This window comes from Microcoleus sp. MON1_C1 (assembly GCF_036701945.1).
GTDB lineage: Bacteria > Cyanobacteriota > Cyanobacteriia > Cyanobacteriales > Microcoleaceae > Microcoleus.
Window position 1 is genome coordinate 26,616 of record NZ_JAUBRO010000041.1, and the last position, 19,950, is coordinate 46,565.

Consider the following 19,950-nt stretch of genomic DNA (forward strand, 5'->3'; position numbering starts at 1 on the left):
GTGAAACGGACAGGGAAAAATAAAACAATGGCAAAACACCAAAGAAATAGCAGAAAATCCAAGATTTATCGCTACTTGTGGCTGCTTTTTTTGTGTCTGAGCTTTCTGTTAGTTCCGCTCATCAAAAAAATAGCGGCCGATACGCCATTCCCCCCACCCGCTCCTATTGAAAATAATGCTACTTTTGGAGCGAGGATTCAAAGGACGATGGGGCTACTTGCAGCTAGCACTCCAACAGACCGCCGCCAAGTGCGTATCCTCTTCTACGGTCAATCCATCACTCAGCAAGATTGGTGGCAAGATGTAGTGAAGGAGTTGAGACAGCGATTTCCCAATGCAGATTTGATTGTGGAAAATCGGGCAATCGGAGGATTTGGCGCCCAGATTTTAATCCGTCCCAGCGAACACGATTTGTATCCTTTTTATCCAGACTTGCTAATTTTTCACGTTTACGGAGGCGGTGAAGATTACGAAGCCATAATTGCCAATGTCCGCAGCCGCACTGCTAGCGAAATACTCTTGCATTCAGACCACATCGACTGGATGCCAACAGGCAACAGCGACGATCCAAATTCAGTCAGCAGATACGAATGGCACAACACTCATTCTACTAAATGGCTGCCTGAGTTGGCCGATAAATACGGCTGCGAAATCGCGGAAATTCGCGAACCTTGGATGCGGTATTTGAAAGATAATCGCTTGCAGGCAAAACAGCTATTGAGCGATGAAATTCACCTCAATGATTGGGGAAATTTTCTCCTAGCTGCTCTCATAAAACCGCACCTGCGATACAAGCCAAATTCTTTTCAACCGCCGCAGGATTTAGTGAAAACCTATACAGTTGGCAGGGATGTTAAGTGGCAAGATGGCAAGTTGGTTTTAGAATTTGAAGGAAATAGAATAGATGCGATCGCCGATAAAACCTTCAACGGCAAGGCAATGTCTGCTAGAATTGCGATCGACGGCAAAAAACCCTCAGAATTTCCTGAACTTTACAGCATCACCAGACCTAGCGCTAGCCTTGGCGTTCCTTGGCCCGCTATTCTCCAAGTATCCAGCCAAAAACCGCTAATCGTCGAAGATTGGAAAGCCGTAATTACTGAGATTAACAGCGACGCCAGCAAGTTTAAATTTGACGTTGTAGGTTCTAAAACAGGTTACGACGGCAGCGGTACAAACGACGAAATGTTTGTCTCAAACTCTGGCCGCGTCGTGATTGAACCGAGAAACTGGTGGCTGAAAAATTCTTATGAATACTCTAAAAAACCGACGCCTAAAGGCTTTGAGATTTCCTGGCAGGTGCGACCAATGTTTGTGGATTCATACGTTCCTCCACAAATTGCAGATTCAAGCCGCGAGTATTCTACAACATTGGCTCAGAATTTGAGCAACTCCAAACACACCCTCGAAATCGTCCCCGAAACAGATGGGGAAGTGCCTATTCAGGCAATTCGAGTGTATCGCCCTCCTTTCTCCAATCTACCATCTAAAGTTGAGAGTCTTAAACCGCAGAGCTCAGCGGATGAAAGCAAATAAACGCTGATGCAATTTGATCGGCGTTTATTTGCCTTCATCTGCAGCTCAAAAAATCTTCATGTTGATTTTATAGCAATCGCCTTGGCGGCGTAGGGCGTTGATGATTGTTCAAACCCTTAATATTTAAGCACCTTGGCTCCTGACTCCTGCTATAATCGCCAAGATTATCAACTTCTAGGAATTCCCAACTCGTGAAACATCAACAGCGATAAACATAAATCCCCCACAAAAATCAACACCCAAGAAGTTACCACCGCCGCCGTGGCAGCTTGGCATACTCCTTTGCCTCCGCCCAGCGTCGTCGCAAAATGCCACCGCAAAAGCACCTCCCATCGCCCCAACCGCCCCAAAGTGCACCAATTCTCTGGCTGATTGAAATGTAAAAATCATGGCGCCAAACAAGGCTATTAGCAGCACGGATCGGAAAGAATCCAGGCCTACTGTTACTAAATGTTCCATGATTTTGCGAGAGTCAATTTTGCCTTGGAGTATGCGTAGCAGCACTTGGCCGCCCAGGAACAACGTCAAAAAAAACCTTTGAAACCACCTGTTATTGAAGGTTTCATCTAAATGTCGATCGGGCTTTTCTTGGTATTTCTTAACCACTGACGGAGGCTTCGCGATTAATTGCAAACAGGGCGAAGCACTGCCACATAGAGATTTTCGGCAATCCTACAGCAATTATTGCACGATTTGTCAACATATATTTTCAGTCTGCCTGCCCTACGGTTGGTGCGGTATACCATTTTAGATTTTAGATTTTAGATTGGGACTGATTGATTATGTGGTAATCATTAGTCATTTCCAATTCTTCCATTCTAAAATCTAAAATCTAAAGCCCTATGACTATTCGGCAAGTAACAAGTCGATAAACTTATCCAACTCTTCCTTATACTTTTCGGCTTGATCCTTGCCAATTCTCAGCAGTGCCGATATCTTCTCTTCCGAGGCATCATCAATCGGCAGCGGTTGTTCGTGGCTCAAATCGGGAGTAATTCTCAAATATTGATTCGGTCTTTCAACCGCATCATAAATTTGAATTAGTTGATAATTTACAGTTTCAGCAACTCCCGTCATCATGATATTAATCAAAGGCTGAACCCACTCAACTTGACCCCAATTTTTCGCTTCTTCGTAGGGGAATTTATTCTGAGCTTCTCCCGTCCCCAGCGATAAAATTACCATATCTTTTGCTGTCGGGCCTTTATCGGGGCGCTCGTCGGGAATTCTGAATTTATTTCTAACTTCTGCATAGGCACAAAGTGCGGGATTGTTTGCGAAAACTCCCCCGTCAATTAAAGCGTAGGATTCATTGGTCAAAGATCGGATTTTGGGAAGTTCAAAGTAAGAGGGAGCTGCAGAGGTGGCTCGGGCGATATCTCTAATAAAATAGTCTTCTGCTGGATATTGTTTAGCATCTATTTGATCGAAAAAGTGAGCTTTTCTCCTTTCGATGTCGTAACTGGAAATTAAACAAGGTTTCAGCAGTTCGCTGAGTTTGGAATCTCTAAAGTTTTCCAAAAAGAATTGTTCTAAGCGATCGCCGGGATATTTTTCATCTATCAAACCGTCTATAGATCTGAGTTTTTTCCAAAATGAACTCTTAAAAACGTCGCGGCCGCTCTGAATCGAAAAATTAACAGCGTCTTGGGCTGACCACCGAGGCCGGCTGGGATTTTGGGCATCTGGAGACAAATAGATGCAAGTTAAAATGCCTCCCGCACTTGTGCCCGCGATTAAATCAAAATAGTCAGCTATTCTCGCATCTGGGTTGCCACTTTTCTGTTGCAGCTTTGACTCAACGCTAACTAAAACTTGCGCGGGAATAATTCCTCTAATTCCCCCTCCATCTATGGATAAAATTCTGGTATATTTAGCCATAACTGTTGCCTCTTCTGAATGTTTGCTCGTTTCCTACAGTCCGGGATACAAAAAGTGGTTTGAGAGGCTAATCATAGCGGTAATAGCCGTAAGCTGCTTAGGGCGCACCTACATAATTCCGAATTCATGCACCGCTCAATCTCAAATCCCAAATCTTCAATCTAAATTTAATTGGCGGGCGGCGATCGTATAGCGAAAAATGTATTCTACAATTTCTACGTAATTGTAAGCGGCCGCGGGCGAGTCTGCCCAGACTGTGATGCCGTGATCGCGAATTAATAAAGCGGGTACAGACGCCGCTGAAACGGCAAAGAATTCGCAAATTTCCTTGGCTATCTTAGGGACTTCTAAATAATTTGTAAAGAGGGGTATCGACACTTGCGGGTTTTCCTCCCAGACCCCCAAACCTTTGACCATTTCGATCGCGGGCAAAGGCACTGCATCTCCTACTGTTAGCCGAGAAACTAAATTTGCCTCAATCGAGTGGACGTGATAGCAAGCTTTAGCGTTTGGAAAACAATTGTAAACGGCTAAATGAATGCTGGTTTCGGCTGAAGGGCGGCTGTCGGGAACAGGTTGCTCGACAATTGCGCCGTCTGAGTTCATTCTGATAAAATCTTGTTCAGTTAACTGCCCTTTGGCGCGGCCGCTAGCAGTAATCCAAAAACTGCCATCTGGCAAGCGGGCTGAAAGATTGCCAGCAGTCCCAACCATCCAACCGCGATCGTAAAAATGTTTGGCTGCTGCAATTAAATCCGATCTCAAATCGCCACTCATTTTTTATAATTCCTCAGTTTTTTATTTACTTTTTACGTTAATAGGAATTGCGCTGGTCTATCTAAACGTAGGGTAATCCGTGCAAAGCTTACCAATACATATCGCTCTCAACGTAGGGTGAGCCATCAGCATTTTACTAAATACACATACCGCATAGTGCGATTTTTTTGTCGCAATTCCTACTAGAGTTTCAATTCCATTTCTGGGACAAACTTTCCAAGATATCAAAAAAATTATCCCATTTAGTATAAGGCTTTTGCTGTTCGTCTAGATACTGGGCAAGCCGATCGCGCGCAAACACCGACGAAGCCTGCAAAGCCATATTAAAATCCGTCAGCGAATCTCCGATCGCCACCTGTTCTTCGGCCGGGTGCTGCGCCATCACCCGCACCTTAGACACCAATTCCTCATCTCCTTCCAACTCAGAATTGACTTGCAACCGAGGGCCGCTAGCGTCCACATCCACAGCGTAAATAACGCTCGCCCGGTTTACCAAATCGCCCATTACCGTCTCTACCATAATCCGAAGACCGCCGGACACGATCGCAAAATCTACCTTTTTCTCGTCCAAAAAATCCAGCAATTCCAACAATCCCGGCCGCATCAGCCTTCCCCTAGAAAATTCCACAATTTCCCCGTAACATTCCGAGGGAATAGACTCTAATAACTGCCGCACTCCCGATCGCAAACTCAGCCTTCTAGCGTATATTTCAGGCATTAGTTGAGACGACAATTCCGGTGCGAAATGCTTGAGCATTGCCACAAAAGTTTCTTCAACGGTTATCGTGCCGTCAAAGTCGCAGAATACCACCCGTTGCTGATTGTTCGGGATTGAAGATTTTTGCTTGTCATCGGTCATTGTCAGTCGCACCTTTCGAGAACGGGAAAAGTTTACACAATTCATCGTACACTGTCGAGCGATCGAGCGCGACTGCCCAAAACTAATAGTGACGCGCTGTTTGTTAGCAATTTCCCGCAGGATTTTATGCAGATTCTTCGAGAGAATCTTCATCTTCCAGGGAATCTTCATCTTCCAGGGAATCTTCCAGGGAATCTTCCAAGGAATCTTCCAAGGAATCTTCTACGTCCTGCTGTTGGTTTTTTGTCTTTTGGGGGTTAGACTTAGCCGGCAAACAGATTAAATTATCATCCTCAGTATTAATCAAACCTTTCGATCGCAACTTACCCATCAGTCGCGTCACCGTCACCCGCGTTGAGCCGATCGCGCTGCCAATTTGAGCGTGAGTCAAGGCCCAAGGCAGCCGATAGCCCCGAACCACATCCGGTTCGCCCTCACCTACGTAAGGTTCGCCAAACTCCTCGATCAACAAAGTGAGAAATCCCAACAGTCGGTCGATCGTCCGGCGCTGTCCCAAAGTGCTCAGCCAGAGAAGTTTCCGCTGGTGCTGGTAGCGAAACGCATCCAAAATTTCCCTACGAAAGTGAGGCCAATTATCCAAGTCGTGCCAGTACATCCACACTACGTGAGTTTGATCGGCATGAGCGTAAGCTTGGAGAGTAAACGGAGACTGAGCAACCAGTTCAAAGGGCTGACCGGCGCCAACGAAGCCCAAAAAAGCTTCTTCTGTAGTTTTATCAGCCGATTTTGACTTCGCCGCAGCAGCGCTAACTTGAGCGCTGCCTACGAGCCGCACAGAACCTTTCTGGACTAAATACAGCAGTCCGGGTCTTGCCGGAATCCGCTCATCTTTGCTAAAAGTGCGGCAGCGGTAGTGTTCCTGGGCCCAGTCGATAATTCGCTGCCAAGTGATAAAAGGTCGATCGATAGTCTCTAGAGGTGTGGAAGTTGATTGCATAAGTGAGGCTCTGGGATATATTTAATAGTGAGAAAAACAGCTTCTGCCAGCAGTGCGATACAAAGTGAGACAACCAACCCCCGATCGAGCTTGCACGCTTCTTAACTATGCTGACTTTTCTGTGTTTTACCGAAAGATTCAATGTAGCAAAAAATACATCAAAATGGTAGAGTGCAGCAAAAAATTTGTCGTAAATTATTGTATAGTTAGCAAACAAATCGCTAGAAAGCACATTAATTCGATGTAGCCCCGCCCGGGGGAGCCGATCGACTATCTCTGACATCAGCAGTTTAACGTACAAGCACAGTGCAAGCGGTAACAGTTGATCGTCGCTGTTACCGTATGATCAGCCGATATGGATACAGCAAATATCTCGCAGTGCCCGGAAGTTACAGTGAAGTGTTTCTTGCTTTCCAAGTTCCAAAGCGCGATCGCCCAGCAAGAGACACTAGGGGAAATTCCATTAAATCTCATAGGTTGCACCATTCTCAACAATAGGCAAGATGCCTGTTCCACAAAAAGTGAATTTGATTGTGGGGTAGGCATCCCGCCCGCCCATAAAAAACTTATGGAGAATGGTGCAATATTTCCCTTAAATCGGAGTAAAGATAGCGCGCGGGTGCTGTACGTGTCTGCGATCGCCCTGAAATTGGCTAAAACTTGGCAGCAGACACCGCAGACAATCGCGGCCGAGTTGGCCGAAACACTCGAACCGCTGTGCTACCCAGATTTCGCCGTTAAAGTAGCGCCGGCGGGAATTATCGAGATGGAGTTGACTGATGCAGGTTTAGCCGTTTGGTTGCAGCGTTTAGCCCAAACGAACCTCCCACTTCGAGAATCTCGAATATTATCTCCTGTTGTATGTGCCGATCGACTGTTTCCCATTCAGTACAGCCACGCGCGCTGCTGTTCCCTGCTGCGAATGGCCCACCGCGATCGCATAATTTCGATCGCCCAGCCCGATGTGGCTACAGCGCCGCAAATTTGGTCCCTAGCGAGTCCAAATCCTATCCCTTGGATTGACGAGGGCGATCGACTGCGGTTAGTGCATCCAGCAGAACGCAGTTTAATATCGCAACTGTTAACAGTGCTAGACAATTTATATCCTACTTTTGATGTCAAGAACCGCGAAAAACCTGTCAATTATTTCAAATTAGCCAATAGTTTGAGCGAAGCATTTCAGATTTTTTACAGCCAGTGCCGAATTTGGGGTAAAGTTAAAATAGAACAGCCCCAACTAGCCCAATCCCGCTTGGGCTTAATATTAGCAACTCAATCTTTGCTGCGATTTATCCTAGAAGAGTTATTGAACGCTCTTGCTCCTTTAGAACTTTGATTTTGTTCCCATTTTTAGCAACCTTTATTCATACCCATAGGTGGGTTTCCGAAAGTTGCCTTGACTTCTTTCATCTGAAAAGCTCTCTATTTTATCGGGTTCACCCTGAAAAATCCAGTAAGCTACTGTCGCATATAAAATTTATAAAAACTTAGCTATTTATTGATTAACTCTTAATAATGCCATTAAAAATTATTCTCTAATTTGGGCATTCTTATTTTCCCTAATTTATTTAAGTAATCTTTCTTTTGGCTTTTTAGAGAGGTGATTTTTAGCTGGCATCTCTGGCTGTCTTACTTAAAATATTTAATCTTATATTATACAATTAAGCTGCGTAGCAGCTCATCTATTGCCTATCCAGTATGCTCGAAACACAAGAAGAAGATTACAGAACGAGTCCTCTCCCTCTTCAGGAAATCCAAGAGGATATAGCCTTACCAGAGACGGTACTTCTGACCACTCCGCCTCTAAAACTTTCCAAACCGGAAACTCGGTCAAGCCTCAGAGCACTAACTTTGGAGAGTGTTTTCGCTACGCTTTTTTACAGCATCATCGGCGGCGCGTTGCTCAGTAATTTCTTGCTGGATTTAGGGGCTGGCCCAGTCGAAATTGGTATGCTCGCCTCCATTCCTCAACTGGTAAATCTGCTCCAACCGTTCGGAGCTTATATAGGAGACCGACTGCAGAGCCGCCACTGGTATTCCCTCTGGATTTTCGGACTGTCGCGAGTGCTGTGGCTGATTCTCGTGCCAGCAATGTGGTTGGGAGGCTCATTTCAGCTCGCTGGACATCAGGTAGTGCAGTTGACATTGGCAATCATCTGGGTAACTCAAGTCTTAGAATCTTTAGGTCGTGCTTCCTTCTTGAGCTGGTTGGCGGTTTTAGTACCTCAGCGGTTGCGCGGGCGGTATTTTGGCTTTCGCAATAGTGCTGTCAGCTTGACGAATCTCATTGGTGTGCCGTTGCTGGCTCTAGTGGTATCTAACTGGCCCGGTGGAAGACTCCAAGGTTACAGTGCCATCTTGGTTTTAGGAATTGTGCTTGGCATCATCAGTCTAGGTTGTCAGTTCTTTATGACCGATGTGAACCCAAAGCTTGTACACGTCACGCATTCAGATATAGGCGAAAAATCATCCATAGGGGCAATTTTTAGCTTTCTCAAGGAAGCCAATTTTTTAAAGTTTTTGCTTTACTCTGGCCTATGGAGCTTTGCTGTTAACGTCAGCGCTCCCTTCTTTAACCTTTACTTGCTGGATGACATAAATATAGATGTCAGCGTGGTAACGCTCTACAACAGCTTAGGAGCGGGTGCTAACTTACTGATGCTGGTTTTTTGGGGGAAGCTGGCTGACCGGGTTGGGAACCGCCCGATCATGATAGTAGTGGGAATCTTGGTGGCTCTGACCCCTGTGCTCTGGCTAGAAGCTGGAACGGCTCCAATTTTTATATGGGTCTGGTTCCCGCTGTTGCACATCATCGGCGGTGCAACGTGGGCGGCGATCGACCTGTGCAGTGGTAATCTGATGATGTCGGTGACCCCACTACGCAATCAGTCCCTTTACTTTGCGATCGCGGCGGCGGTTCCTGGTGTCACTGGGGCAATGGGAATCACCCTGGGTGGCTTTATCGCCACTTTGACCAATCTCGGTGGCTTGCCAGGGGTGTTTGCCCTCTCAGCCGTCTTACGACTTGCGGCTCTCCTGCCCTTGGTTTTAGTTCGCGAGCAGCGTTCTGTGTCTTTGGGTAAGTTTTGGCTGCTTTTGTTGCCCGCTTGGTGGAGAAGAGTGGCGATTGAACCTGGAGACATCAGGTTTCAACCATTAATAGTTGAACAGTTGGGCTCTGCGCCTGAAAGCTCAGGCGATCGGTCTTCAACAGTTGATTGATTGTACGGCACAAAAGGCGCGCCTTAGCTCAGACAACTGCATAGTCTGTAAATTTTCGCATAATCCCTGCATCTAGTTTAAGGCGTTGCAGGCGAGATTTGCTTTTTTCCAGGTTTTGCGATCGGCAGCGTTACGGTAAATGTACTGCCGACGCCTTCTTCACTGATCAAAGTAATTTCGCCACCGTGCAAGTCCACGCATTTTTTAACAATGCTCAGCCCCAGTCCTGTACCGGGAATTCGACCGACATTTTTAGCCCGGTAAAAGGACTCAAACAGCCGTCCTTGGTCGGCGACAGGTATGCCAATTCCTGCATCCTGTACTGAAAAAATAGCCTCGGTTTCAGTAACTTTTAATTCAAAGATTACTTCGGTATGTGGGGGAGAATACTTAATAGCATTTGACAGCAAATTGCCCAGAATGCGCCGGAGCAAGCTTACCTCCAAAGACACCATCGCCGATTGAGTGTGATTCACAAAAATCAGCGTCACCGGATCGCTTGGAGGTTTCAACTTCAGGCTGCTCTGAAATTCCTCTACCAACTCATTACAAAACTTTGCTAAGTCTAGCGGTACCAAGCAAAATCCGGCTTGTCCTGACTCAACACGGCCCAGCAGCAGAACATCGTCTAATAACTGATCGATGCCTTTTGCGGCGGCTTGAGTTTTGTCTAGCAGTTCTTGTGTTTTCTCATCTGTTAATGTCAACTTGTACTTGGTAAGAAGTTGTGTAGTGCCGATGATGAAATTCAAAGGATTGCGAACGTCGTGGGCAATCATGTACAACAAAGATGTTTTCATCTCGTTGAGTTCCTGGGCTGTTTGCAGAGTGCGATCGAGTTGGTCGTGAGACAATTTGAGAGTTAAAGACAACTGGCGCGATCGCAGCAAAATCTCCACCCGCGCTTGCAATTCTATCTTCTCGATCGGAGCGATAATCAAATCGTCAATACTTTGCCAAATAAATTGCGTTGCCATCCCTACATCCGAGCGGGATGTAATCAAAAGAAAAGGCAAGCATACCGGGTGTTCTGCCTGTTTTTGGGCGGCCACCCATTGCCAATGGCGTTTCAGGGCAAGACCGTCAATTATCGCCAGGTCAAAAGATTGATTAAATGGTAAAAAATCCTCACTATTATCTGTTGAGTTTGGCAGCAATACCTCATAATAAACTGCTAGCCATTCTAATAACAAGCGACGATTTTCTTTCTGTTCTACAAGCAATAAAATTTGACTCACGCAGGTTCTCCTAGCAAGCTGTGAACAATTCCCAGCAAATCTCTAACGATCAAAGGTTTTACCAACATATTCCGAGCACCGTGGCAGAGGCTTTCGTGCTGAATAGCAGCGCTTTGTTTGGGCGAGAGTATCAGAAAAGGGATGTGGTGATTTCGCAGTTGTTCGCAGCACTCCCAAATCCGGCGGTCGAAACCAGAAATATCTACTAAAGCCATCCCGATCCTAGCAGGCTGACTGATAGCTTGTGCAACATCTTCAAAGTTATAAGCCGCGATCATCTGGTATCCTTCTTTATTGAGAAATTGTGCTAATAGTTCCAAGTTTCGCTGATTGCGGTCTACGGCTAAAATTATTGAAGTGCCAGTCATTGATCAGCTTCCTGTGAATACGGGTTATAACCATTTTAGATGTTAGATTTTAGATTTTAGAATGGGGAGTGACTGATTATATATGGGTTGGGAGGTTGTCTAAATAAAGTTGGATGCTTTTTTTATCTGGTATTAGCTTACTTTTCGGCGAAGGATTACATGGGTTTTCAGTTGAGTGAAGTACAGATGATCTGACACGGAACACGGCCCCGCGCCCTGTCCGCATACTGTATTTCATAGAAGTGAAAACTGCTATAAAAGTCGAAAAATACACAAATTTACCAATATATTTAAGTTTTCCATAACTTAGGCTAGTGGTGAGGTGCGCGGTGCGCGCACTAAAGCTAGTGGTGAGGTGCGCCCCTACTAATTAGTAGATTTACGACTTCAAAATTAGCTGCAATTGCCCCAAAACAACAGGACAAATCCCGATTCAATCTTCATCTGCTCCCCCGTCAATCCACACCGGCGCCGAACTCAAAATGCCGCGCAGCCCCCCTATCGGTTTGCTGACTTTGATGCCGTAGCGAGTAATCTGGAGTTCTCGCAGAGTTCTCTCAAAATTGCTGACTCGTTTTTTAATTACTCCGATCGCCTTGCGGATTTCTGTCCTATTATCCAGTTGGCGTTCCATATAGCGTATAAACAGAAGATTATCCGCCAAATAGCTAATCCCGATCTCCGTCAGCCGAAAATCTCCGCTAATGGCTTCTATCTCATTAATCAAGATAACGGTCACTCCCATATTCTTCAGATACTTGCACAAAGCGTGCAAATTGTTCACCAAATCTTGCCCCTGCATCGAAAGCTGATAGCCAGAAATACTGTCAAGCATCACAATCCGCGTCTTTTCCTGCTCCACCTCCTGGCGTACCATACAGGCAAACTGATCCGGCGAGTACAGCAAAGGTTCCACAGGTATCACGGAAAGACTTCCTTGCCCCACCATCGCCCCAACCGGGATGTTAACTGATTCGCAGCGGCGCAGCAGAGTAGAACTTGACTCCTCAAAAATGTAAACTACCGATCGCTCCCCCCTTCCTGCGGCTTCCTTCATAAACTGAATCCCCACCGTCGTTTTACCAACGCCGCTAGGCCCGCTAATCACCGTGACAGTCCCCCGTTCCAGTCCCCCGTGCAGTAGTTCGTCCATTTCTGGAACCCCAGAAGAAATCGCTTCCGCAACAAAATCCTGTTGATAGTTGTCCGGAAGCAGTCGCGGAAATACCTCCATACCAGCCTGAGTCAGGCGCAGCGAATGGCGGCCGCTGCGGAAGTTGGAGCCTCGCAGCTTGGTGACAGACATGGTGCGTCCTTCAGGGCGCAGTTCCAAGTAAATTACTCCGTCGCTGATGAATTGCAAATCGTCATCGGGAGCACTGGAAGTGCCTTCTGAGGTAAACACCACCGTCGCCCCCCCTTCCACCAAAAACCGCAGAAAAGACAGAACTTGCTTGCGAAACTGAAACTCATCCGCAGCTAAGTAGCGAAATTGAGTGATTGCGTCCAAAAACACCCGTTGTGGCTTGACAGCTTGGACTCGCTCAATAATCTTTTGTGTAGTCGGTTCTCGCTCAACCTCCGAGGGCGAGAAAATGTCATAAGTCTGAACTTCTGTAAAGAATTCTGACGATGGGCTCAAATCCAGGAACGCCATCGCTTCAATATCAAAACCGAGACTTGCCGCATTGGCCCGCAATTGCGCTTCGGGTTCTCCTAAAGTAATAAACAGGGGCGTTTCTCCCACAGCCACACCTGCTGCCAAAAAGTGAAAGCCCAGTGTCGTCTTGCCGGTACCCGGGCCGCCGCGCACCAGATAAGAGCGTTGAGAAATTAGGCCGCCGCCAATCACTTCGTTGAGACCGGTAATTCCCAGAGAAATTCGGTTTTGAGACATTTGTTTGTTCATGTTTTGAATATCGGGCCCGTATTAATATTTAATGGTTTTAGGCACTGTTTTGATAATTTTTTTTACCGGGCGTCTGATAACCTTCATGAAATCTTTTTCTACCGAAAATTACGTAAGCACACAAGAATTAGAAAGTATTGTTGGGACTGCTGGCATCTGTCGCTGGCAAGATACAAACCCATTTTGGCAAGAACGGGTAGAAAAAGCAGTTGCCCCCGACACGAAAATAGATTGTACCGTTTACCCGAATACTCAGGAAGAACTGGCGGCTGTCATGGCTTGGGCACAGCAAAATCGCTGTGCAGTCTTGCCTTGTGGTAGCGGCAGCAAACTTGATTGGGGCGGTTTAGTAAAATTAGACTCCGATCCCCCCCAGCCCCCCTTAACAAGGGGGGAGCAAGATGTTGTCAAAGTGGGTCTTTTTAAGGGGGATTTAGGGGTATCTCCTGATGCAGCGGGGCTTGTGGCTGTCAGCACTTCGCGCCTCAATCGACTTGTACAGCACGCTGTGGGCGATTTAACCGTGACTGCAGAAGCGGGGATGAAGTTTGCGGATTTGCAGCAAATTTTAGCAGCAGCAGGTCAATTTTTGCCGATCGACCCAGCATATCCGCAAGAGGCAACTTTGGGTGGCATTGTCGCTACTGCTGATGCGGGTTCCTTGCGGCATCGCTATCGGGGGATTCGCGATTTGCTGTTGGGAATTACCTTTGTGCGATCGGACGGTAAAATTGCGGTAGCCGGAGGTCGAGTTGTTAAAAATGTCGCCGGCTACGACTTGATGAAACTGTTTACTGGTGCTTACGGCACTTTAGGCGTTATCAGTCAAGTAACTTTCCGAGTTTATCCGCTGCCTGAGTCCTCGGGAACGGTAGTGCTGACAGGGGAAACTAATGCTTTGTCCCAAACGGCTCAAATCTTATTGTCTTCTGCTTTGACTCCGACGGCCGTTGATTTGGTGTCACCTGATTTAGTAGCACAATTAGGTTTAGGAAAGCGCCAAGGATTGATAGTAAGATTTCAAAGTATCGCAGAGAGCGTTAAAGAACAATCAGCCCGCTTGCTGGAAGTTGGCGAAAAGTTGGGTTTGCAAGCAAATATCTGTGGCGACAATGATGAGCATCAGTTATGGCAAAGATTGCCAGAAACAGTCTGGAATTCTGGCACAAAGTCCGCAATTATTTGCAAAATAGGAATCAGACCCTCTGAAGCTGTAGCGGCAATTAACGAGCTGCCGGTACAGGACGCTTTGATTCATGCAGGCAGCGGTTTAGGGGTTTTGCGGTTTGAGGCTGCGACTGCGGCAACGCTGTTGCAGGTACGCAGGGGGTGCGAAGCGAAAGGCGGTTTTCTGACTGTTTTAGCAGCGCCGACTGACATCAAGCAAGAGTTAGATGTTTGGGGCTATACTGGAAGTGCGATCGATTTAATGCGCCGGATTAAACAGCAGTTTGACCCGGAAAATCTTTTGAGTCCCCATCGTTTTATAAGCGGTATTTAGTTTAAAGTTTGTAGTCAGGACTTCAGTTTTTTTTAATTCCTAGTCTGAATTATTGGTGAACCACATTTGTTTTTTAACGAACCGCGAAGGCGCGAAGACCGCGAAGGAAGAGAAATGAAGAGAAGTGTTTGTTTTTTTGACGGATTTAGGCTTGCTATGAATAGCAAGCGCGCCTGACTGTTAGGAAATTCTTTTCTTAATTGCTGAAATATAAGCGGTCGATTGCTTCTGACTTCTCTCATAGATAACTAAATCCTTTTTTCTTCTTCCTTCTTCCTTCTTCCCTCTTCCTTCTTCCCTCTTCCCTCTTCCTTCTTCCTTCTTCCTTCTTCCTTCTTCCCTCTTCCTTCTGCCATATATGCAAACTTCAGAAAAATCTCCAGTTCCCAGCGACGATTTAAGACCTGCCAAAGAAAGCAATTTTTTAGCACAAAATCCCCACTTAGAAACCCTCGAAATTCCAGGTTTCGATGCCAAGAACCCGCCAGACCCGAAATTAATCGATACTTGCGTACATTGCGGCTTTTGTTTGTCAACTTGTCCGAGTTATCGCGTACTTGGCAAAGAAATGGATTCGCCTAGAGGCCGCATTTATTTAATGGATGCAATTAACGAAGGCGAGGCACCTTTAAACGAAGCAACGTCACAGCATTTCGATACTTGTTTGGGCTGTTTGGCCTGCGTTACAACTTGCCCTTCTGGAGTTCAATACGACAAATTAATTTCCGCAACTCGCCACCAAGTTACTAGAAATCAGGAACGCACTTTTTCCGACAATGTAATTCGCACTCTGATTTTTAATCTCTTCCCTTATCCTCACAGATTGCGGCCTTTGCTTGTACCGCTGTTTATTTATCAAAAATTAGGACTGCCAAAACTTGTCCGCAAAACAGGTTTGCTGAAAAAAGTATTTCCCCGCTTGGCTGCGATGGAATCAATTTTGCCGAAAGTTACTGTCGATTCTTTCCGGGATAATTTACCAGAGGTAATTCCAGCACAAGGAGAGAAACGCTATCGAGTCGGGATGATTTTAGGCTGCGTGCAGCGGCTGTTATTTTCGCCAGTGAATGAAGCTACGGTGCGAGTTTTGACGGCTAACGGTTGCGAGGTGGTGGTTCCTAAAAGTCAGGGATGCTGTGCTGCTTTGCCGGAACACCAAGGCCAAGCAGAACAGGCGAAAGCTTTGGCGAGACAAATGATTGATAGCTTTGAAAATACTGGCGTTGATTGTGTGATTATCAACGCTGCTGGCTGCGGTCATACTTTGAAAGAATACGGTCATATTTTAGCAGATGACCCGCAATATCGGGAGAAAGCTGAGAAATTTGCTGCTAATGTTAAGGACGTGCAAGAGTTTTTGGCAAGTGCGGGAATTACGGCGAAACTCAATCCTTTGATTGAGGGAGATTTGACAATTGTTTATCAGGATGCGTGTCATTTGTTGCACGGGCAAAAGATTAGTTTGCAGCCGCGTCAGTTGTTGCAACAAATTCCGGGGGTGAAGTTAAAAGAGCCTGTGGATGCGGCTTTGTGCTGCGGGAGTGCGGGGGTTTACAATATGCTTCAGCCGGAGATTGCTGATGAATTAGGAGTGCAAAAAGTGGAGAATTTGCTGAATACTGGGGCGGAGTTGATTGCTTCTTCTAATCCGGGTTGTTCTTTGCAAATTAAGAAGCATTTGGAGTTGCAGGGAAAGGAAGTTACTTTAATGCACCCAATTGAGCTTTTGGATTATTCGATTCGCGGGGTGAAGTTGCTGAGGAAGTAGTTTTCTAGGGCGGGCGGTGTCCGCCCTATTTTCGATGCTGAGTGAGATTTTTTTTTAATGAACCGCAGAGGGCGCAGAGGAAGAGAAGAGAGAGAGACAAAAGAGAAAGATGAATAGGTTATTGTATTGAGAAAGGTTGATCGCACTTTTCACCTTTCCGAAACAGCTAAAATTAAATTAAACAGTCCCCAACCCCGGACAACAGTTATGGTAACTCAACTCAAGTCTCCTCAAAAACCTGATGTAATTTACCCCGACAGCGACGGCCAACCAATGTCTGACAATACTAAACAATTTCGCTGGATACTCATCATCCAACAAAATTTAGCGTGGCTATTTGCCGATGACCCGAATGTATTTGTCGCGGGGGATTTGCTGTGGTATCCCGTCGAAGGAGATAACAAGATTCGCGTCGGCCCGGATGTGATGGTAGTCTTGGGCAGACCGAAAGGAGATAGGGGTTCTTACAAGCAGTGGGAAGAAGAAAATATCGCGCCGCAAGTAGTGTTTGAAATTCTTTCTCCCGGTAACAGGCTAACAGAAATGAATAAAAAACAGGTATTTTACGATCGCCACGGGGTAGAGGAATATTACCTGTACGACCCGGAACGCAACGATTTTAGCGGTTGGATGCGTTCACAGGGGCGTTTCGACGTAATTGATGCGATCGAAAATTGGGTCAGTCCCCGACTGGGAATTCGCTTTGATTTGTCGGGTGAAGAGTTACAAATTTATCGCCCTGACGGCGAACCGTTTGCAAGTTATGAGGAGGTTTCTCGCAGCTTGGAACAAGCGCAACAGCGGGCAGAACAAGCCGAACAGCGTGCAGAACAAGAACGACTGCGGGCAGAACAAGCCGAACAGCGGGCTGCTGTGCTAGCAGAAAGACTGCGATCGATGGGGATTGACCCGGAACAATTGTAAACTAGATGGGGGAAAAGAGCGATCCTCTTCGAGGGCTTCGCTAACGGGCGATCGGGCTTTTGAGAAAGCAAAAATGCGATCGCCACAATGACTATTTCCCCTCTTCTAACCTCAAAAAATGCACCTGTCCCGAAGCTTCCGCCGCTACGATTGTCACTCCATCAGGTGCAATAGCGCAAGCTTTCAAAGCACTATCTCCCCTGAAACTAGCAATTACTTTTCGACTTAACAAATCCCAAACTTTGAGAGTATTATCGTCGGAAACAGAAATTGCCTTTGTTCCCATAGTCGCCACAGATGTTACCGCATCAGCATGACCTGCCAAAGTAAAAACTTCTTTTCTACTCGACAAATCCCAAACTTTCAAATTGTGTTCCCGCCCCCCCGAAATCGCCCATTTGCCATCCGCCGTAACTGCCACAGCATTCACAAAACTCTCATGACCTTTGAGAGTGAAAAGTAGATTTTTGACGGCTAAATTCCATAAATATGCCAAAATATTCTTTTCTTTTCCCAAACTCCAAATTTTCAGAGTTTTGTCGCCGGAAGCCGAAATAATCCGCTTGCTGTCGGGAGTAACTGCCACAGCTTTTATCCCGTCCTCATGACCTGAAAAAGTAAAAAGTTCCTCTCCTGTTTCTAGATTCCAAACTTTAATGGTTTTGTCTCCCGAACCGGAAATCGCCATCGTTCCGTCCGCAGTCACTGCCACAGAATTTACCCAGTCTGTATGACCCGTGAAAGTAAAGATTTCTTTTCCGGTTTTTAGATCCCAAACTTTCACAGTTTTGTCGCCGGAACCCGAAACTATTCGCTTGCTATCCGGTGTTATTGCGATCGCTTTTACCCAATCTTTATGACCGGGAATAGTACAAATTTCTTGTCCGTTTTCAAGATTCCAGACTTTAATCCGGTTGTCTCCTGAACCGGAAATCGCTTTCGTACCGTCCGCCGTCACTGCTACAGCATTTACCCAGTCATCGTGACCTGCCAATGATAAATTTTCTTTGCCTATTTCTAAGTGCCAAACTTTGAGAGTTTTGTCTGAGGAACCAGAAACTATCCGCTGGCCGTCGGGGGTAACAGCCACAGCATTCACGGGGGCGATGTGATTGGTAAAAGTGAAAAGTTCTTCTTTTGTTTCCAAATTCCAAACTTTCAGCGTTTTGTCGCCGGAAGCCGAAATTACTCGTTTCCCGTCGGGACTGACTGCCACAGCTTGAACGAAACTGCCGTGTTTTCCTAACCTAAAAAGTTGCTTTCTTTCTGACAAACTCCAGACTTGAACAGTTGCGTCGTAACTGCCTGAAATTATTAGTTCGCCGTCGGGAGTAACTGCTACACTTTTTACCCAGTCTGCATGACCCGTGAGAGTAAAAAGTTCTTTTCCGGTTTCTAGGTTCCAGACTTTCATGCTATTGTCTCCAGACCCGGAAATCAACTGTTTGCTATCAGGAGTTACTGCTACGGACTGCACAAAACTGCTGTGACCTTTGAAGTTATAAATTATTTCCCTGCTTGTCAAATCCCAAACTTTAATACTGCCATCCCAAGAACCCGAAATTACTCGCTTGCCGTCGGGAGTTACTGCTACTGCTTCTACGGCAAAAGTATCGCCGGCAAAAGTAAATATTTCTTGTTCAGTTTCTAAATCCCAAATTTTAATCGTATTGTCCCAAGAACCGGAAATTACTTTAGTGCCGTCGGGGGTGACAGCTACAGCATTGACGTAGGTAAGATGACCTTTGAGGGTGGAAAGTTCTTCTCCTGTTTCTAAGTGCCAAATTTTGAGAGTGTGGTCGGAGGACGCAGAAATTGCCCGCTTGCCGTCGGGGGTGATTGCTACAGCTTGTACCCAGTCTGTATGTCCGGTGAGGGTACGCAATAATCTCCCGCCGGGAGGAGTAAAGCTGGGCGTTAGCGGTCGCAGCCAGGGGGTTGTTTGGTGTTTGGCCTGTGCTAGCAGTGCTTGAATTTCTGGACTTTCAAAGCGCATCAAGCGGGCCATTAGTTGGGTAGCTAGTTGGGTTTTATCTGTGGCTAGAATGTGGGCAGACAGCCGAATTGCTTCTTGGATTAATTTGAGTTGGTCGGCTTTTGGGTCTGAGATAATAATATTGGGACTTGTTGCTAAATCGTAATCTTCTATTAGCGCCTGTACTCCCGATGCTGACAGCTTGGCTTTAATAAAATTGTAATCTGTTAGTAAGCTGTATAATTTTTCGTAGTCTGAAGTCGCTGCTAGCTGACTTGGCAGGATTCCCAGGTAGTGCGTCTGTTCTGCGGGCTGCATTTTATCCAGCCCTTGTGTAAACTCGGTCATAAATTTACGGATGTGTTTTTTAAATGTATGCGATCGCTAGCTGCACCCTACCGAAAAGCCGATCGAGAATCTTTTCTCTTGACTTAGCATGACATATTTAAATGCTCTGTGCTATGGGCTTGCTGTCCTCGGTTTGGTGAGGGTTCGATGAATTGCTTGTTTTTTAGTCGGAGTCTGCTTTGAGAATTTTCAAGCAGTGCGATTACAATAAATCGCCGCCAATATAATTCAACTCAGCAACGCCCAATTTACCGATCGATCCACAAGAGCTCACATATACCGTCGTTTTTCTTAACATAGCTGGTTTTGGGCGATGATGGTCGATCGATCAACACTGTCAAAGCTAAAAAATTTCAGGTATCGCAATCCTATTTAAAGTGCGAAAAAGACTTTTTATAACGAAATATGATGGTGGATGCTCTAATTTTCTGTCAAGTCGGCCGCATCACCGAGGCAGATGTCCCCCTGGTTGGGTTTTGTACCTCAACGGCATCTGCAATCTGTTTCGCCCAAAGCTCTCAGAAAGCTTTGCAGGTGCGCCCCCTTCCTCTAAAATATAGAAAAGGACTTGCACTCTTAAACCGGATTTCTAAACAAAATCATTGGTTTGACCGCTAGGTACGTAGGAAGAAACCGGGTTTCTGACTCCATAGCGCGCAAGTCACGATCGCAAATAAAGCAGTATT

The 19,950-nt window shown here is 46.1% G+C and carries 15 protein-coding genes; 6 read left to right on the forward strand and 9 right to left on the reverse strand.

All coding sequences use genetic code 11. The features are described 5' to 3' along the window. Positions 1–27 precede the first annotated feature (27 nt). Positions 28–1,536 carry an SGNH/GDSL hydrolase family protein gene (locus QUA62_RS21440; protein ID WP_333406535.1) on the forward strand — a complete coding sequence of 503 codons (1,509 nt, stop codon included), beginning with the start codon at positions 28–30 and terminating at the stop codon, positions 1,534–1,536. A 174-nt stretch (positions 1,537–1,710) separates the two neighbouring features. On the opposite strand, the gene QUA62_RS21445 is transcribed toward QUA62_RS21440, so the two are convergent. The 5 genes from QUA62_RS21445 to QUA62_RS21465 form a co-directional block, all read right to left on the reverse strand. Next, the gene (locus QUA62_RS21445; RefSeq protein WP_333406537.1) at positions 1,711–2,142 is read right to left on the reverse strand and encodes an ABC transporter permease; all 432 of its coding nucleotides are present in this window, start codon (positions 2,140–2,142) and stop codon (positions 1,711–1,713) included. A gap of 240 nt (positions 2,143–2,382) precedes the next feature. Further along, positions 2,383–3,417 (reverse strand): patatin-like phospholipase family protein, encoded by a 1,035-nt coding sequence (locus QUA62_RS21450; protein WP_333406539.1) that lies wholly within the window; start codon positions 3,415–3,417, stop codon positions 2,383–2,385. A gap of 156 nt (positions 3,418–3,573) precedes the next feature. Further along, complete coding sequence (gene mtnB / locus QUA62_RS21455) at positions 3,574–4,194, reverse strand: methylthioribulose 1-phosphate dehydratase (protein WP_333406541.1); 621 nt, start codon at positions 4,192–4,194, stop codon at positions 3,574–3,576. Between the two features lie 190 nt (positions 4,195–4,384). Beyond that, positions 4,385–5,224 carry an HAD-IB family phosphatase gene (locus tag QUA62_RS21460; protein WP_333406542.1) on the reverse strand — a complete coding sequence of 280 codons (840 nt, stop codon included), beginning with the start codon at positions 5,222–5,224 and terminating at the stop codon, positions 4,385–4,387. Further along, positions 5,178–6,011 (reverse strand): Crp/Fnr family transcriptional regulator, encoded by an 834-nt coding sequence (locus tag QUA62_RS21465; RefSeq protein ID WP_445243782.1) that lies wholly within the window; start codon positions 6,009–6,011, stop codon positions 5,178–5,180. The genes QUA62_RS21460 and QUA62_RS21465 overlap by 47 nt, the downstream gene beginning before the upstream one ends. Positions 6,012–6,366: 355 nt before the next feature. On the opposite strand from QUA62_RS21465, the gene QUA62_RS21470 reads away from it, so the two are divergent. Together QUA62_RS21470 and QUA62_RS21475 are read left to right on the forward strand one after the other, a co-directional pair. Next, positions 6,367–7,347, forward strand: a complete 981-nt coding sequence (locus QUA62_RS21470) for a DALR anticodon-binding domain-containing protein (protein ID WP_333406545.1) — start codon at positions 6,367–6,369, stop codon at positions 7,345–7,347. Positions 7,348–7,709: 362 nt separating this feature from the next. Continuing rightward, entirely contained in the window at positions 7,710–9,233 is a 1,524-nt protein-coding gene (locus tag QUA62_RS21475; RefSeq protein WP_333406547.1) for an MFS transporter, read from the forward strand. A gap of 77 nt (positions 9,234–9,310) precedes the next feature. Here the strand turns inward: QUA62_RS21475 and QUA62_RS21480 are convergent, their stop codons facing one another. The 3 genes from QUA62_RS21480 to QUA62_RS21490 form a co-directional block, all read right to left on the reverse strand. After that, entirely contained in the window at positions 9,311–10,471 is a 1,161-nt protein-coding gene (locus QUA62_RS21480) for an ATP-binding protein (protein WP_333406549.1), read from the reverse strand. Then, positions 10,468–10,839, reverse strand: coding sequence for a response regulator (locus tag QUA62_RS21485; protein WP_333406550.1), 372 nt, complete (start codon positions 10,837–10,839; stop codon positions 10,468–10,470). The genes QUA62_RS21480 and QUA62_RS21485 overlap by 4 nt, the downstream gene beginning before the upstream one ends. 433 nt (positions 10,840–11,272) lie before the next feature. After that, positions 11,273–12,736, reverse strand: a complete 1,464-nt coding sequence (locus QUA62_RS21490; protein WP_333406552.1) for an ATPase domain-containing protein — start codon at positions 12,734–12,736, stop codon at positions 11,273–11,275. A 97-nt stretch (positions 12,737–12,833) separates the two neighbouring features. Between QUA62_RS21490 and QUA62_RS21495 the strand changes: the two genes are divergently transcribed. The 3 genes from QUA62_RS21495 (at position 12,834) to QUA62_RS21505 (ending at position 16,941) form a co-directional block, all read left to right on the forward strand. Continuing rightward, positions 12,834–14,249 (forward strand): FAD-binding oxidoreductase, encoded by a 1,416-nt coding sequence (locus tag QUA62_RS21495; protein WP_333406554.1) that lies wholly within the window; start codon positions 12,834–12,836, stop codon positions 14,247–14,249. A 358-nt stretch (positions 14,250–14,607) separates the two neighbouring features. Continuing rightward, positions 14,608–16,017 (forward strand): heterodisulfide reductase-related iron-sulfur binding cluster, encoded by a 1,410-nt coding sequence (locus tag QUA62_RS21500; protein ID WP_333406556.1) that lies wholly within the window; start codon positions 14,608–14,610, stop codon positions 16,015–16,017. Positions 16,018–16,224: 207 nt separating this feature from the next. Beyond that, a complete protein-coding gene (locus QUA62_RS21505) occupies positions 16,225–16,941 on the forward strand; it encodes a Uma2 family endonuclease (RefSeq protein WP_333406558.1) in 717 nt (238 codons plus the stop codon). Positions 16,942–17,032: 91 nt separating this feature from the next. On the opposite strand, the gene QUA62_RS21510 is transcribed toward QUA62_RS21505, so the two are convergent. Further along, on the reverse strand, positions 17,033–19,276 hold the full coding sequence (locus tag QUA62_RS21510; protein ID WP_333406578.1) for a beta-propeller domain-containing protein: 2,244 nt from the start codon (positions 19,274–19,276) through the stop codon (positions 17,033–17,035). Positions 19,277–19,950: the final 674 nt, after the last annotated feature.